The 16,088-nt window shown below is 65.8% G+C and carries 11 protein-coding genes; 7 read left to right on the top strand and 4 right to left on the bottom strand.

Annotation, left to right across the window (positions count from 1 at the left end; translation table 11 throughout):
* The first annotated feature begins 11 nt into the window (after positions 1–11).
* Complete coding sequence (locus tag IFT58_RS12060; protein WP_192095169.1) at positions 12–2,108, top strand: M13 family metallopeptidase; 2,097 nt, start codon at positions 12–14, stop codon at positions 2,106–2,108.
* A gap of 63 nt (positions 2,109–2,171) precedes the next feature.
* On the opposite strand, the gene IFT58_RS12065 is transcribed toward IFT58_RS12060, so the two are convergent.
* From IFT58_RS12065 to rlmJ, 4 genes are all read right to left on the bottom strand, one after another.
* Complete coding sequence (locus IFT58_RS12065; RefSeq protein ID WP_192095171.1) at positions 2,172–2,720, bottom strand: hypothetical protein; 549 nt, start codon at positions 2,718–2,720, stop codon at positions 2,172–2,174.
* A gap of 211 nt (positions 2,721–2,931) precedes the next feature.
* Positions 2,932–6,396 carry a transcription-repair coupling factor gene (mfd, locus tag IFT58_RS12070; protein ID WP_192095173.1) on the bottom strand — a complete coding sequence of 1,155 codons (3,465 nt, stop codon included), beginning with the start codon at positions 6,394–6,396 and terminating at the stop codon, positions 2,932–2,934.
* 134 nt (positions 6,397–6,530) lie between these two features.
* A complete protein-coding gene (locus IFT58_RS12075; RefSeq protein WP_101098371.1) occupies positions 6,531–7,076 on the bottom strand; it encodes a GNAT family N-acetyltransferase in 546 nt (181 codons plus the stop codon).
* Positions 7,077–7,171: 95 nt separating this feature from the next.
* On the bottom strand, positions 7,172–8,029 hold the full coding sequence (gene rlmJ / locus IFT58_RS12080; RefSeq protein ID WP_192081746.1) for a 23S rRNA (adenine(2030)-N(6))-methyltransferase RlmJ: 858 nt from the start codon (positions 8,027–8,029) through the stop codon (positions 7,172–7,174).
* A gap of 46 nt (positions 8,030–8,075) precedes the next feature.
* On the opposite strand from rlmJ, the gene creB reads away from it, so the two are divergent.
* The 6 genes from creB (at position 8,076) to IFT58_RS12110 (ending at position 15,800) form a co-directional block, all read left to right on the top strand.
* Entirely contained in the window at positions 8,076–8,789 is a 714-nt protein-coding gene (gene creB / locus IFT58_RS12085) for a two-component system response regulator CreB (RefSeq protein ID WP_192095175.1), read from the top strand.
* A gap of 2 nt (positions 8,790–8,791) precedes the next feature.
* Complete coding sequence (gene creC / locus IFT58_RS12090) at positions 8,792–10,225, top strand: two-component system sensor histidine kinase CreC (protein WP_192081748.1); 1,434 nt, start codon at positions 8,792–8,794, stop codon at positions 10,223–10,225.
* 442 nt (positions 10,226–10,667) lie between these two features.
* Positions 10,668–12,026 carry a cell envelope integrity protein CreD gene (gene creD / locus IFT58_RS12095; RefSeq protein WP_192095177.1) on the top strand — a complete coding sequence of 453 codons (1,359 nt, stop codon included), beginning with the start codon at positions 10,668–10,670 and terminating at the stop codon, positions 12,024–12,026.
* 148 nt (positions 12,027–12,174) lie between these two features.
* Complete coding sequence (locus tag IFT58_RS12100; RefSeq protein ID WP_192095179.1) at positions 12,175–13,776, top strand: M20/M25/M40 family metallo-hydrolase; 1,602 nt, start codon at positions 12,175–12,177, stop codon at positions 13,774–13,776.
* Between the two features lie 109 nt (positions 13,777–13,885).
* Complete coding sequence (gene gltX, locus IFT58_RS12105; RefSeq protein WP_192095181.1) at positions 13,886–15,289, top strand: glutamate--tRNA ligase; 1,404 nt, start codon at positions 13,886–13,888, stop codon at positions 15,287–15,289.
* A 25-nt stretch (positions 15,290–15,314) separates the two neighbouring features.
* Entirely contained in the window at positions 15,315–15,800 is a 486-nt protein-coding gene (locus IFT58_RS12110; RefSeq protein ID WP_188326583.1) for a Fur family transcriptional regulator, read from the top strand.
* The last annotated feature ends 288 nt before the right edge of the window (positions 15,801–16,088 follow it).

Here is a 16,088-nt window from a genome sequence, read left to right on the forward strand (position 1 = left end):
TGGAGAGTCCCATGAAGTTGCGCACCTTGGCCCCGCTGGGCCTGACCGTCGCCATCGCGGCATCGCTGGCTGCCTGTGGCAAGTCCGAGACGGCGCCCACTGCCACGGCGGATGCCAGCACGTCGGCGTTCGACCCGTCGCTGATCAAGACGCCGCTGATTTCGCTCAACAGCGCGGATCTGGATACTGCCATTTCTGCGTGTACGGACCTGAACGCGTTCGTGAACCAGAAGTGGCTTACCGCCAATCCCGTGCCGGGTGACCAGACCACCTGGGGGAGCTTCGAAATCCTGCGCGAGCGCTCGCTGGAAGTGCAGCACGCGCTGGTCAAGCAGGCCGCCGACAGCGATGCCAAGGCGGGCTCGGTGGAAGCGAAGATCGGTGACATCTGGAAGACCGGCAGCGACGAAGCGAAGATCGATGCGGCCGGCCTGGCACCGCTGCAGCCGCAGCTGGACAAGATCGCCGCGCTGAACGATACCGCGACCATCACCCAGTACCTGCGCGACAGCCAGGCGCAGGGGCAGGGCGTGCTGTTCTCGTTGTCGGCCAATGCCGATTACAAGGATTCGGCGAACGTCATCGCCTATGTCGGCCAGAGTGGCCTGGGCCTGCCCGAGAAGGGCTACTACACCGATGCATCGCAGGCGAAGATCCGCGATGCGTACGTGGCCTACATCACCCAGGTGCTGACGCTGTCCGGCGTGGACGCGGCGCAGGCGGCCGAGCAGGCCAAGGCCGTGCTGGCGTTTGAAACCCGCTTGGCTGCCGCCTCGCTGTCACGCATCGAACTGCGTGATCCGTCCAAGCGCTACAACCCGGTCAGTGCCGCCGATGCAGACAAGCTGACGCCGAACTTCAGCTGGACCGCACTGTTCGACACGCTCAAGGTGCCGGCCGCGCATAAGTTCTCGCTGGCCCAGCCGCAGTTCTTCACCGAGGTCGACAAGATGCTGGCCGATGTGCCGGCTGCGACCTGGCAGGCCTACCTGCGTTTCCACACCATCGACGATGCCGCGCCCTATCTGAGCAGCAACGTGGAGAAGGCCAACTTCGACTTCTATGGCAAGACGTTGCGGGGCCAGCAGGAAATGCAGCCGCGCTGGAAGCGGGTGCTGGATTCGGTGAACAACGGCATGGGCGAAGCGCTGGGCCAGTTGTATGTGGATGCGGTGTTCCCGGTCGAGAGCAAGGAGCAGATGCAGCATCTGGTGGACAACCTGTCCGAAGCGCTCAAGGCCCGCCTGGAGAAGCTGGAATGGATGGGTGAAGACACCCGCAGGAAGGCACTGGAGAAGTGGGCCAGCTTCACCCCGAAGATCGGCTACCCGGACAAGTGGCGTGACTGGTCGGGCCTGCAGACCAACGGTGACAGCTTCCTCGGCAACATGCAGGCGGCGCGCGCGTACAACTACCGTTACATGCTGGACAAGATCGGCAAGCCGGTCGACAAGACCGAGTGGGGCATGACCCCGCAGACGGTCAATGCGTACTACAACGCCACCAAGAACGAGATCGTGTTCCCCGCTGCGATCCTGCAGGCACCGTTCTTCGATGCCAAGGCAGACCCGGCGTTGAACTACGGTGGCATCGGCGCGGTGATCGGCCATGAAATGATGCACGGCTATGATGACTCCGGCAGCCAGTTCGCGGCCAACGGCAACTTCGACAACTGGTGGACCGACGCCGACCGCAGTGCCTTCACCCAGCGGACGGACCAGTTGGTCGCGCAGTTCGATGGCTATGAGGCCGTGCCCGGCGTGAACGTCAAGGGCAAGCTTACCCTGGGTGAGAACATCGGCGATCTCGGTGGCCTGACCGTGGCCTATGACGCGCTGCAGATGGCGCTGAAGGAAGATCCGTCGAAGAACGCACCGGTGGACGGTTATACCCAGGACCAGCGCTTCTTCATGAACTGGGCCACCGTGTGGCGTCGCAACTTCACCGACGGCGAACTGCGCGTGCGGTTGAACACCGATCCGCACGCACCGGCGAACTTCCGCGCCAATGGTGCGCCGTCGAACATGCCGTCGTTCGCGGCAGCATTCGAATGCAAGGCGGGGCAGCCGATGGTGCGTGCCGATGACAAGCGTGTTGTGATCTGGTGATCGCACGCGTGTGCTGAGAAATGAAAAACCCGGCGAAAGCCGGGTTTTTTCTGGGCAGATCCATCAGCCGGCCGCGACCTCGTCGCACTTCAGGTACTCCTGCTGCGTGATCTTCCATGCGGCGGCGGCATCGAATCCCGGCACCAGTCCGGTGTCCTTGCCGGTGAACGCCGACATGCCGTGGCTCAGCATGTAGGTGGGGGCGTAGCGCGGAGGACCCAGGCGCTCTGCGAGGAGGCATAGACTTTTCTGGTACGCGTCCGCGTGGGCCATGCGGTCCTGCAGCGCGGCGCTGAACGCAGCCATCGGCCCGTCTCCAGCAGACTCGAAGCTGGCGACCAGGTTCATCTTGAGCGCGCCGTAGGCACCGTGTGCGGTTCTGTCTGCCACGCGTTGCGTATCGAAGTGGGCGAACACACCGGCGATGGAGAAAAGGTCCGCGCCGTCGGTATTGCGCCCGGCCTGGATGCAGCTGGGGATGGCGGCCATCAGGTCGGCCGGCGAGTCGTTGGCGGTGACATCCTTCAGCGCGGTGCAGGGCAGCGAGCGGGTTGCCTGCAGGTTGCCCGCCGACCGTTGATCGACCGTCTTGGCGTGGCCTGCCAAAGGCATGAGCAGGCAAGCAAGCAGGGCGGGGAGGCGCGTGAGTCCGTGCATGGTGAAGCGTCCGTGTTGTGTTGCAGAGGATGGAGTGTAGATGAGGCATGGCCATTGGTAGCGCTGACCCATGGTCGGCGAGCGCAGCGGCGGGTCAGGTCACGCATCGGTGCGTTCGCGGTAGCGCCGACCCACGGTCGGCGAGCGCAGCGGCAGCCAACTGACGTCAGCCCGGGGCCAGCGTGGTCAGCAGCGCGCGCGCTGCGTTGAAGCGGTCTTCCGGCAACGGTAACGGATGCTTGATCCGCAGCTTGTCCGGACCATCCATGCTGTACAGATTGGACTGCTTCTGGATCAGCTGGATCACGGACATCGGATCGATGTTCGGTTTGGCTTCGAAGACGATGCGACCGCCGGCCTCGCCCAGATCGAGCTTGCGGATGCCCAGTTCGTTGGCCTGCAGTTTCAGCTCGGCAATGGCGAACATATGCTTGGCCAGATCCGGCAACAGGCCGAAGCGGTCGATCATCTCCACCTGCAGTTCGCGCAGCGATGCACTGTCACGCGCGCTGGAAATGCGCTTGTACAGGGTCAGGCGCGTATGCACGTCGGGCAGGTAGTCATTCGGAATCAGGGACGGCACATGCAGTTCCACCTCGGCGCCGCGGACTTCCTGCCCCGCATCCAGATCGGGCAGCTTGCCCAGCCGGATGCTGCGCACGGCGCGTTCCAGCAGCTCGGTGTACAGGCTGAAGCCCACTTCAGCCATCTGGCCGCTCTGGTCTTCGCCCAGCAGCTCGCCGGCACCACGGATCTCCAGATCGTGGGTCGCCAGGGTGAAGCCGGCGCCCAGCTCATCCATCGAGGCGATGGCATCGAGCCGCTTTTCCGCGTCGGGTGTGATCGAACGGCGGTCCGGCACGACGAGATAGGCGTACGCGCGGTGGTGCGAACGACCGACGCGGCCACGCAGCTGGTGCAGCTGCGCCAGCCCGAAGCGGTCTGCCCGGTTGATGATGATGGTGTTCGCGTTGGGGATGTCGATGCCCGATTCGATGATCGTGGTCGACAGCAGCACATTGAAGCGCTGCTTCTGGAATTCCAGCATCACCCGTTCCAGCTCGCGCTCCGGCATCTGCCCGTGGGCAATGCCGATGCGCGCCTCCGGCACCAGCTCGGACAGCTCGCGCTGCATGCGGCCGATGCTCTCCACGTCGTTGTGCAGGAAATAAAGCTGCCCGCCGCGCGCCAGCTCGCGCTGGAAGGCTTCGCGCAGCAGCGCGTCGTCCCATTGGGTGATGAAGGTCTGCACCGCCAGCCGGTTCGGCGGCGGCGTGGCAATGATCGACAGGTCGCGCAGGCCGGCCATGGCCATGTTGAGCGTGCGCGGGATCGGCGTGGCCGTCAGGGTCAGCAGATGCACGTTGGCGCGCATCGCTTTCAACGCTTCCTTCTGCCGCACACCGAAACGCTGTTCTTCATCGACCACCACGAGGCCAAGATCCTTGAACTTCACATCCGGCTGCAGCAGCCGGTGCGTGCCAATGATCACGTCGATGGTGCCCTCGGCGACCTTTTCCAGTTCCGCCTTGATCTCTTTGGTGGATTTGAAGCGCGACAGCACTTCCACCTTCATCGGATAGTCGGCGAAGCGGTCGCGGAAGTTGCGGTAATGCTGTTCTGCCAGCAGCGTGGTCGGCACCAGTACCGCGACCTGCTTGCCGGCGCTGGCCGCAGCGAAGGCAGCACGCACGGCCACTTCGGTCTTGCCGAAGCCCACGTCACCGCAGACCACGCGGTCCATCGGTTGGCTGCTGGCGAGATCCCGCAGGGTGGCGTCGATGGCGGCCAGCTGGTCGGGAGTCTCTTCGAACGGAAAGCCGGCCGCGAAGGGCTCATACATGGAACGGTCCACGTCCAGCGCCAGGCCTGCACGCGCGCGACGGCGTGCCTGGATTTCCAGTAGTTCGGCGGCGACGTCGCGCACCTTCTCCGCGGCCTTGCGCTTGGCTTTGGTCCACTGTTCGCCACCCAGCGAATGCAACGGCGCGGTATCGGCCGATGCGCCGGAGTAGCGACTGATCAGGTGCAGTTGGGCGACCGGCACATACAGCCGATCCCCCTTCGCGTACTCGATCTCGAGGAACTCGCCGGGCATTCCGCCCACATCCATTGCGATCAAGCCGCGGTAGCGACCTACGCCGTGGTCTTCGTGGACGATCGGTGCACCTTCGGTCAGCTCGCCAAGGTCGCGGATGATCGCTTCGGGCTCGCGACCGGCGCGGCGCGAGCGGCGCTGCTGGCCTGCACGCTCCGGGAACAGCTGGCGTTCGGTCAGCACCGCGATGCGCGGCTCGTCCAGCGCGAAGCCGTCTTCCAACGGTGCAACGGTGATAGCGAAGCGCTCGCTGCCGGCAAGGAACGAGGGCAGGTCGACCACGACGGGCGGCTTCAATGAAGCGGCCTGCAGCACTTCCAGCAGGGCTTCCCGTCGGCCTGCCGTATCGGCGGCGATCAGGATGCGGCCCGGGTATTCCTTGACGAACGAGGCCAGTGCCTGGCCCGCCGTTGCATCACGTGCGGCCACCGGAAGTGGCGGAAGCTTGGTATCGCCCAGTGGCTGGGCCTGCTCGATGCGTGCGTGTTCGGGCGGCCATACTTCAACCCGTGGCAGGTCGTTGAGCTTCTCGCGCAGCAGATCCGGCGACAGATACAGCTGGTCCGGCGGCAGCAGCGGGCGTTCGACGTCATGCCGGCGCTGTTCGTAGCGCTGGCTGGTCTGTGCCCAGAACGCAGCGGCCGCCTCGCCCACGCCCGGTGCCATGACCGGCAGCACGTCGGCGGAAAAGTAATCGAACAGCGTGGCGGTGCGGTCGAAGAACAGCGGCAGGTAATACTCGATGCCCGCCGGTGCCAAGCGGGACTTGAGATCCTGGTACAGCGAGCTGCGACGGGTATCCACGTCGAAGCGCTCGCGCAGCGCGTCCATCACCCGCGAGATGCTGGCATCGTCCATCGGCACTTCGCGCCCGGGCAGCATGTGCACGGCCTGGACCTTGTCCAGCGAACGCTGCGTCTCCGGGTCGAAGGCACGGATGGTGTCGATGTCTTCATCCAGCAGTTCCACCCGCAGCGGCTCGCGGGCTCCCATCGGATAGACATCCAGCAGGCCACCGCGCACGGCGAAATCGCCCGGGTCCATCACCTGCGGCACATTGCGGTAGCCGGCACTTTCCAGACGGCGTTTTTCCGCATCAAGGTCCAGTCGCTGGCCAACCTGCAGATCGAAGCTGCCGCCGATCACGTACTGCTTCGGTGCCAGATGCTGCATCAGCGTCTGCACGGGTACCACCACCAGGCCGCGCTTCAGGCCGGGCAGGCGATGCAGTGCGGAAAGGCGCTGGGAAATGATGTCCGGATGCGGGCTGAAACGATCATAGGGCAGCGTCTCCCAGTCCGGGAACGCCACCACAGGCAAGCTGTCGTCGGCACCGAGCAGGGTGTGCAGATCGGCTTCGATCTGGTTGGCACCGTGGTTGTCCGGAGCGACGACCAGCAGCGGGCCGTCGTGTGCCTGCGCCGCACGGGCGAGGTACCACGCGAGCGCCGTGGCGGAGCTGGGAGCGCGCCACCAGGCGCGGAGCTGGCCGGGACGGGGCAGCGGCGGAATGGGATAAGGAGAGCGCGACATTGGCCGCCGATTCTATCAGAGGCCGTTGTGCAGACCGGGACAACGCTGCAACAAGCCCGAACGCGGCGTCGCGCCATGCCCGGCGCGCGCGGTGGCCCGGGATGGATCGCCGGGCAGCGCCCGGCGCACGCGCCTCAGTTATCCAGTTCCAGCACCATCCGCACCAGGCCGGGCGTGCCCTGCGGGTGCGGCACCGGCTTGAAGCCCAGCGAGTCGGCCAGCTGCTTCATCGGCTCGTTCTCTTCGGCGACATCGCCATACAGGCGATCCAGGTACTTGCCGCGCGCCCACTTCACCAGTTTGCGCATCAACTGCCGGCCAAGCCCCTGGCCGATCAGGAAGCGGCTGATCAGGATCGCGTACTCGGCTTCACGGGTGCCCTGGATGATCGAGGCGCGGGCTACCGCGCCGACCACGGCTTCACCGGCCGGCAGCGATTCGGCCGCGACCAGCGTGATTTCGGTCTTCGGATTGGGGTGGGTGAGCCGCTGGGTGGTCTCCGGCGAAAGCTCGGTGACCGCCTGCAGGAAGCGGTCACGGATTTCCTCCGGGCCGAACAGGCTGAAGGCAGCCTGCAGCGGCGGGCCGTCTTCTGGCCGGATCGGACGGATCAGCAGTTCGTGGCCGCTGGGGGCCTTGAAGATCTCGTGCCAGGGCGGCATGCGGTTGCGAGTGGCCATACCGGGTTGTTCCTTGGTGGTCCAGCGATTGTGGCATTCCCATGGCCGCACACCGTGAACGAATGGTTCACGGCGATGCACGGCGTCACAGGGGCCTATTCGGCGGTCTTCAACCAATCGATGCGGGTGCTGGCACCCGTTTCACCGAGGTGCTGCTTCAGCGCCGGCAGGGCCGGGCCGACCACCCGGTCGAACTGGAAGGGGGCATTGAGGATCAGCATGCCGCTGCCGTTGAGGCGCAACGGCGATTCGTCCGGGCGCACCAGCAGCTCGATGGTCAGGGCGGACTTGAACGGCAGCGCGGTCGCCTTGCGCAGGAAGTGGAGGATGGTGCGGCGCTGCTTGATCGGGAACCAGACCGCGCAGGTGGCCTGTGGCCAACGCTCGTAGGTTTCCTTCAACGTGGCCAGGATGCGGATGTACTCAGCGTCCTGCCCTTCGTAAGGCGGATCGATCAACACCAGACCGCGGCCGATCTTGGCCCCGTTGGCCTTCGGCGGCACCAGGGCCCGCACTTTTTCGTAACCGTCGCCTTCGTAGACGCCGACCCGCGCATCGTTGGCGAACACCTTCCGCAGGGCAGCGGCTTCTTCGGGCTGCAGTTCGCAGGCCGCAAGACGGTCCTGCGGACGCAGCGCCTGGGCGGCCAGCAGCGGCGAGCCCGGGTAGTTGATCATCGCGCCGACCGGATTATCGGCCTGCACCGCCTTCAGGTAGCGCTCGACCACCTCGGGCAGCTTGGGCTGGGACATCAGGCGCATCACCCCCTCTTCGGCCTCCAGGGTCTTGCGGCCCTCTTCGCTGGCCATCAGGTAGCGGCCGCGGCCGGCATGGGTGTCGAGCACGAAGAACGGGCTGTCCTTGCGCTTGAAGCTGTCGATCAGGGCGAGCAGCACGATGTGCTTGAGGACATCGGCATGGTTGCCGGCATGGAAGGCGTGGCGGTAGTTCATGGGGCGCAGTGTACGGGTAGGCAGGCGCAGCGGCTATGCTGCCGCCATGACAGAAGCTGCTGCCCACGTACTGGTGGTCGAAGACGAGACCGCCATTGCCGAAACCGTGCTGTATGCGCTGCGCAGCGAAGGCTACGCGGCGACCCACTGCCTGCTCGGCGGGCAGGCCCTGCAGCACCTGCAGGCACACCGCGTGGACCTGGTGATGCTGGATGTCGGCCTGCCCGACCTGGGCGGCTTCGAGGTATGCCGCCGGCTGCGCGCGCTGCCCGGTCCGGCAGGGCAGGTGCCGGTGATTTTCCTGACCGCGCGCAGCGAGGAGATCGACCGGGTGCTGGGGTTGGAGCTGGGCGCCGACGACTACGTGACCAAGCCGTTTTCACCACGCGAACTGGTGGCGCGGGTGCGTGCGCGCCTGCGCCGCAGTGCGTCGGTCGCCACGACGGTGGTAGCTGACGAGAAGGGGCAGCAGCACGGTGCGTTCCGGATCGACCCGGAGAGCCACCGCATCCATTACGCAGGGCGGGTGCTCGACCTGACCCGCTATGAGTACGCACTGCTGGCGGCGTTGCTGCAGCGGCCCGGGGCCATCCTCAGCCGCAACCAGTTGATGGACCGCGGTTGGGACGCTACCAGTGACAGTGCGGACCGCACCGTCGACACGCATATCAAGACGTTGCGCGCGAAGCTGCGGGCGGCGGGGGCGCAGGACGATCCGATCCGCACCCATCGTGGCCTCGGCTACGCGCTGGAGGTCTGAGCATGCGGCTGGGGCTGAAGCTGTTCCTGGGATTCTTCCTGATCGTGGGCCTGGCGGCCTTCTTCGTGATGCGGATATTCGTGGATGAAGTGAAGCCGGGTGTGCGGCAGGCCATGGAATCCACGCTGGTGGATGCGGCCAACGTGCTGGCCGAGATGGCGGCACCGGAGCTGAAGGCGGGGACGCTGGCCGGGGGCGGTTTCACTGCCAGTCTGGCACGGGCCCAGCGCCGCGACCCGAAGGCGATGGTGTGGCGCTTCCCCAAGCGCGCGCTGGATTACCAGGTGACCATTACCGATGCCAAGGGCATCGTGGTGTATGACTCGCTGGGGCGCGACGTGGGGCGTGACAACTCCCGCTGGAATGATGTCCATCGCACGTTGCGCGGTGAGTACGGTGCGCGGTCCAGCCCCGAAGTGCCCGGCGATCCCACCCACACCGTGATGCACGTGGCGGCACCGGTGTACGACCCGGCCGATGGGCACAGGCTGATCGGGGTGCTGTCGCTGTCGCAGCCCAATCGCAGCATCGACCCCTTCATTGCCGCCAGCCAGCGCCAGATCATGCTGCGCGGCGCGTGGCTGATCGGGCTGTCGGCGCTGATCGGCATCCTGATGACAGCATGGCTGATGACCGGCGTGCGGCGCTTGAATCGCTACGCTCAGGCAGTGAGTGCGGGCGAACCGGTGCCGCCGCCGCGCCCGCGGCGCGATGAGATCGGCGACCTGGGCCAGGCGCTGGAGACCATGCGGCGCAAGCTGGAGGGGAAGGCGTACGTGGAGCACTACGTGCAGTCGCTGACCCACGAAATGAAGAGCCCGTTGGCGGCGATCCGTGGCGCGGCCGAGTTGCTGCAGGAGCCCATGGCCGAGGAGGATCGGGCACGGTTCGCGCGCAGCATCGTCGACCAGCAGCAACGGCTGACCGAGACGATCGACAAACTGCTGGCGCTGGCCGAAGTGGAGCAGCACGGATGGCTGCAGACGCGCGAAGTGCTGCCGGCATCGGTGTTGCTGGACGGCGTGTCCCAGGCTCTGCAGCTGCGCGCGCAGGCGGCGCAGGTCAGCCTGGATATCGACGCGTCTGTTGCGCTGACGGTGCGCGGTGACGGATACCTGCTGCGCCAGGCGCTGCACAACCTGCTGGACAACGCGATCGACTTTTCGCCCGTGGGCGGCAGGGTGCACCTGCGTGCGCTGGCGGAGGGCGATGGCGTGGCGCTGCAGGTAGTGGATCACGGGGAGGGCGTACCGGACTACGCACGCGAGCGGATCTTCGAACGGTTCTATTCGCTGCCACGGCCTGCCACGGGGCGGCGCAGCTCCGGTCTGGGGCTGCCGTTCGTGCACGAAGTGGCCCGGTTGCATGGTGGCCGGGTGCGGGTGGAGGACCGCGACGGCGGAGGTACGGTGGCCACGTTGTGGCTGCCGGGTTGATGCAGCTCTGGGTGGCGGGTTATGCCGCTTTGGCGGGCGGATTGATGCCGCTCTGGCTGGTGGGGTGATGCCGCTCTGGCTGGTGGGATGATGCTGCTTTGCCTGGCGGGGTGATGCCGCTCTGGCTGGTGGGATGATGCCGTTCTGGTAGAGCCGACTTCAGTCGGCTGCGTTGTGCTTGCCCGCAAACGGCAGCCGACTGAAGTCGGCTCTACCAGGTCGGCTCTACCAGGTCGGCTCTACCACGGCAGCTCTACCACGGCGGCCCGACACCGTGCGGCGTTTCCACGGCGTCATTGCCACCGCCGCATTGCCATCGCCGCGTTTCCACGGCGGCATGACCGCGACGGCCGTGCGCCGCGGGTCGCTCCACTTCACATTCACTTCAAACTGCGCACACCGGCGCTGTCCATCCTGCAGTCCTCTCCAACGAGGATGGACCATGAAATCCCTGCATCTGTTCCTGCGCTTCGCCATTGTCGGCGGGCTGATCCTGCTGCTGCTGGTTCCGCTGATGATGATCCGCAGCGTCATCACCGACCGTAGCGAGTACCGCGAAGAAGCCTTCCGTCGCGTGGCCGAAAGCCGTGCGGGTACGCAGCAACTGGTCGGGCCGGTGCGCGTGGTGCCCTGGATCGAGCGCACCACGGTCGCGGTCGTCGACAAGGCAGGCAAGACCACCACCGAAGTGCAGACCACGCAGGGGCATTGGCTGCAGATGCCGCAGCAGCTGACCGTGGATGGCCGAATGCTGCCGGACCAGCGCTCGGTCGGGTTGTTCAAGGTGCCGGTGTACAGCTGGCAGGGCAAGATCACGGCTGCATTCCCCGCCGATGACTACCCGGTCAAGACCGGCCGCACGTACGGCACGCCGTATCTGGCGGTCGGGCTGAGCGACGTGCGCGGACTGGTCGGCACGCCGAATCTGCGGGTCAACGGTGCGCCGCTGCGCCTGCAGCCCGGCGTGGGCGTGGCCGATGAGCTGGGTCGCGGACTGCAGGCCGAGGTCACCGGTTTCAGCGATCCCGCCGGTGGCCTGCTGGCGGCCAGCCGCGTGGAGCTGGAGCTGCAGGTCGATGGCAGCCGCTCGCTGGCCGTGGTGCCGGTGGGCGATGACAACCAGATCGCCCTGCGCTCCACCTGGCCACATCCCTCGTTTGCCGGTGCGTTCCTCCCCAACGAGCGCCGCGTCGATGCGCAGGGCTTCGAGGCCCGCTGGGCGGTCTCGTCGCTGGCCTCGGATGCACAGCGCCAGCTGCGTGCTGGCGATTCCTCGGCGCAGTCGGTGGAGGTATCGCTGGTGGACCCGGTGGACGTGTACACCCAGGCCGACCGCGCATCCAAGTACGGCGTGCTGTTCGTCCTGCTGACCTTCGTCGGCTTCCTGTTGTTCGAACTGATCCGACAGCTGCGCATCCATCCGCTGCAGTACCTGATGGTGGGCTTGGCGCTGGCGATCTTCTTCCTGCTGCTGATCAGCCTGTCCGAGCACATCGCCTTCTGGCAGGCGTATCTGGTTTCCGCGCTGGCGTGTATCGGGCTGCAGGCGGTGTACCTGGCCAACGTGCTGGGGCACTGGAAGCGGGGGGCAGGCTTCGCGCTGATGCTGACGGTGCTGTACGGCGCGCTGTATGGCCTGCTGGTGTCGGAAAACAATGCACTGCTGATGGGTTCGCTGTTGCTGTTCGGCATCCTGGCGCTGGTGATGTGGGTGACCCGCCGGGTCGACTGGTATGCACTGGGGATGGGCGGGCCGCCGGCCCTGCCTGCGGACGGTGACGGGCGCAGCGGCGTGCGCTGAAGCCGGCCTCCTGCATCACCCTGGCAGGGCCACATTCCGGATCGGAATGTGGCCCTGCTTCTTTGCGTGACCTTAGGCATCTGCGACCTGGCGAGGTCGCCTCTACACTCGACGGTTGACCAATGATGGTGTGAGCCGGGGGAAGCCGATGTTGAAGTGGGGAGTGCTGGCCGTTGCGCTGGCCGTGAGCAATCCGGCGATGGCGCAGCGCGCAGAGCCGGTCGACCTGGACATGGTCAGCAAGATCCGCCAGGAGGCATTCCATCGCTCGCAGGTGATGGATACCTTCAGCCACCTCACCGAGTCCATTGGCCCGCGGCTGACCAACTCACCGGCGATGGCGCAGGCCAACGCGTGGACGCGCGGCAAGTTCAGCGAATGGGGGCTGAGCAACGTGCATGACGAAGCCTTCGATGATTTCGGCCGTGGCTGGGAGTTCACCTCCGCCCGCGTGGAGATGCTGGGTGAGCGCGTGCAGCCGCTGCATGCACTGCCCAAGGCATGGACGCCGGGTACCAACGGACCGGTGGAAGGCGAGCTGGTCCAGGTGGACATCAAGAAGCTGGCGGACCTGGAAAAATACAAAGGCACGCTGCGCGGCAAGATCCTGCTGCTGGGCGAGGCACGCGAGTACAAGCGTGGCACCGAACCGGACTCGCATCGCCATGATGCGACCTCGCTGGAGGGCCTGCAGGAGTTCACCCTGCCGAAGAATGCAGCGGCCGAGAAGGAGAAGCGGGTCAAGGAGTACAGCGAGCGGCAGGCGCTGGCCAAGGCCACCAATGCCTTCTTCGTGGAAGAGGGCGCATTGGCGGCGATCAGCATCAGCGGCTGGGACAACGGCATCATCCGCGTCGCCGGCGGCGGTTCGCGCAGGGCCGGTGAGTCGGCCGGCATCCCCGAGCTGGCGATGATTTCCGAGCACTTCAATCCGTTGGTGCGGGCGCTGGCCAACAAGCAGGCGGTGAAGCTGCGCGTGGACGTGGCAGCGCGCTTCACCGATGCAGCCAACCAGCCCGGCTACAACACGCTGGCCGAGCTACGCGGCAGCAGCAAGGCCGACGAAGTGGTGATGCTGGGTGCGCACATGGACTCGTGGCATACCGGCACGGGCGCAGCGGACAATGCCGCCGGCGTGGCGGTGATGATGGAGGCGATGCGCATCCTCAAAGCGGTCGGCGCCAAGCCGAAGCGCACGATCCGGGTTGCGCTGTGGAGTGGCGAAGAGCAGGGGTTGATCGGCTCGCAGGCGTACGTGGCCAAGCATTTCGCGCAGTTCCCGGAGCCCACCGATCCGGCGCAGAAAGCGCTGCCGGCCTCATTGCGCGAGCCCACCGGTGCGCTGCTCAAGCGACGCGACTACGACAAGTTCTCCGTCTACTTCAACATGGACAACGGCTCCGGCCGCTTCCGCGGCATCTACGCGCAGGAAAACCTGGCCGCGATGCCGGTGTTCGAAGCCTGGCTGAAGCCCTTCAACGACGTAGGCGCCACCACGGTGGCCAGCCGCAACACCGGCTCCACCGACCACATCAGCTTCGACCGCGTCGGCCTGCCGGGCTTCCAGTTCATCCAGGACAAGCTGGATTACTTCAGCAACGTCCACCACAGCCACCTAGATACCTGGGACCACGCCGAGCCGGAAGACCTCAAGCAGGCCGCCGCCATCGTCGCCTCGTTCGTGTACAACGCCGCCACCCGCGACGACCTGTTCCCGCGCAAGACCCTAAAAGGGGACGGAGGGGATTAAGTCGTATCTGGCTTGAATTGATGAACAGAAGGGGGCGGGTGGATTGCGACTTAATCCCCTCCGTCCCCTTTTGGTAAAATCGGGGGACAACCGTTGCTCCGAGCGTCCCATGACCTGCCGCACCCGCTTTGCCCCCAGTCCCACCGGCTACCTGCACATCGGTGGTGCCCGCACCGCGTTGTACTGCTGGCTGGAGGCCCGCCACCGTGGCGGCGAGTTCGTGCTGCGTATCGAAGATACCGACCGCGAGCGCAGTACCCAGGGCGCCATCGACGCGATCCTGGAGGCGATGGAGTGGCTGGGCCTGGGCTATGACGAGGGTCCGATCTACCAGACCCAGCGCGTGGCGCGTTACAAGGAAGTGGCCGAGCAGCTGGTGGCTGACGGCAAGGCGTACTACGCCTACGAGACCAAAGACGAGCTCGACGCGATGCGCGAAGCCGCCATGGCCAAGCAGGAGAAGCCCCGCTACAACGGCGCGGCGCGTGAGCAGGGCCTGGCCTACCGCGAGGATCCGAACCGGGTGATCCGTTTCAAGAACCCGCTTGAAGGCACGGTGGTGTTCGACGATCTGATCAAGGGCCCGATCGAGATCGCCAACAGTGAGCTGGACGACATGGTGATCTTCCGTCCGGACGGTTACCCGACCTACAACTTTGCCGTCGTGGTGGACGACTGGGACATGGGCATCACCGAGGTCATCCGTGGCGATGACCACATCAACAACACCCCGCGGCAGATCAACCTGTACGAAGGCATCGGGGCACCGGTGCCGAAGTTCGGCCATATGCCGATGATCCTGGACGAGCAGGGGGCCAAGCTGTCCAAGCGCACCGGCGCGGCCGATGTGATGCAGTACAAGGATGCCGGCTATCTGCCCGAAGCGCTGCTGAGCTATCTCGCCCGTCTGGGCTGGTCGCACGGTGACCAGGAGATCTTCAGCCGCCAGGAGCTGATCGACCTGTTCGATGTGACCAACTGCAATTCCAAGGCGGCGCGGCTGGACATGGCCAAGCTGGGTTGGGTCAACCAGCACTTCCTGAAGACCGAAGCGCCTGCGTCGATCGCGCCGGCACTGGTCTATCAGCTGGAAAAGCTGGGCGTGGACCTGAACGCAGGTCCGTCGGCGGAGGATGTCGTGATCGCGTTGCGCGAGCGGGTGCACACCCTGAAGGAAATGGCCGAGAAGGCCGTGGTCTGGTACCAGCCGTTGACTACCTACGACGACGCTGCCGTGGCCAAGCACCTCAAGGCGGGCGCGGACGTCCCGCTGGGCAAGGCGCGTGAGCTGCTGGCGGCCCTGCCGGAGTGGACTGCCGAGAGCGTGGGGGTGGCGCTGCACGATGCGGCCGCGGCGCTGGAGATCGGCATGGGCAAGGTCGCGCAGCCGCTGCGCGTGGCCATCACCGGCACGCAGGTGAGCCCGGATATTTCGCAGACGGTGTACCTTGCTGGACGCGATGAGGCCTTGAAACGCATCGATGTTGCCATCACCAAGATAGCAGCGGCCTGATCCCGCCCCGAACCGGAGAACCCGCATGTCCGCCAAGCACGCCTGTACGGCCCCGCACCACCACGTCCATGACGCAACGGATTTCGTCGGGGTGGTCGAGCGTGTCTGCCGCGAGCGTGGACTGCGGCTGACCCCGATCCGGGCCAACGTGCTGCGTCTGATCGCCGAGGCCGGCAAGCCGGTCAAGGCGTATGAGCTGCTGGAGTGGGTACGCAGCGGCAAGGGCGTGGGGGCCGATGCGCCGCCCACGGTCTACCGCGCGCTGGATTTCCTGATGGCCAATGGATTCGTGCACAAGCTGGAATCGGTGAACGCGTTCGTGGCCTGCCATCACCCCAGCAGTGCCGCACATTCGGTGCCGTTCCTGATCTGCAACAGCTGCCACAGCGCGGTGGAACTGGAAGACCGCGAGATCGTCAGCCAGTTGGAAAAGCGCGCCAAGGAGCTGGGTTTCCAGCCGCAGGCGCAGACGCTGGAAGTGCACGGACTCTGCGCCCGCTGCGCGGGGTGAGTTTTTGTGGTGTTGCCGGGCCTGCGGCCCGGCACCTGCGTTTTCGAGCACGAACAAGAGCAACAGCAACAGCAAGAGCAACGTCTGCAGGGCTGCGTGTAGGTGGGGCGGGGTGGGTTGGCGGGGGACGGCAAAAACTGCGTCCTGCGTGCCTCGTTTCGTGCCATCCATGGCACTCAACGCCCCCGCCAACCCACCCCGCCCCACCTTCGACAGGTCCATGGCGGCCTTTGAATCTGTAGCGCCGACCCATGGTCGGCGGAATGTTCCCGCCAACGGCCCGCTGCG

The sequence above is a fragment of the Stenotrophomonas sp. CFBP 13718 genome (assembly GCF_014842145.1).
Classification (GTDB): domain Bacteria; phylum Pseudomonadota; class Gammaproteobacteria; order Xanthomonadales; family Xanthomonadaceae; genus Stenotrophomonas.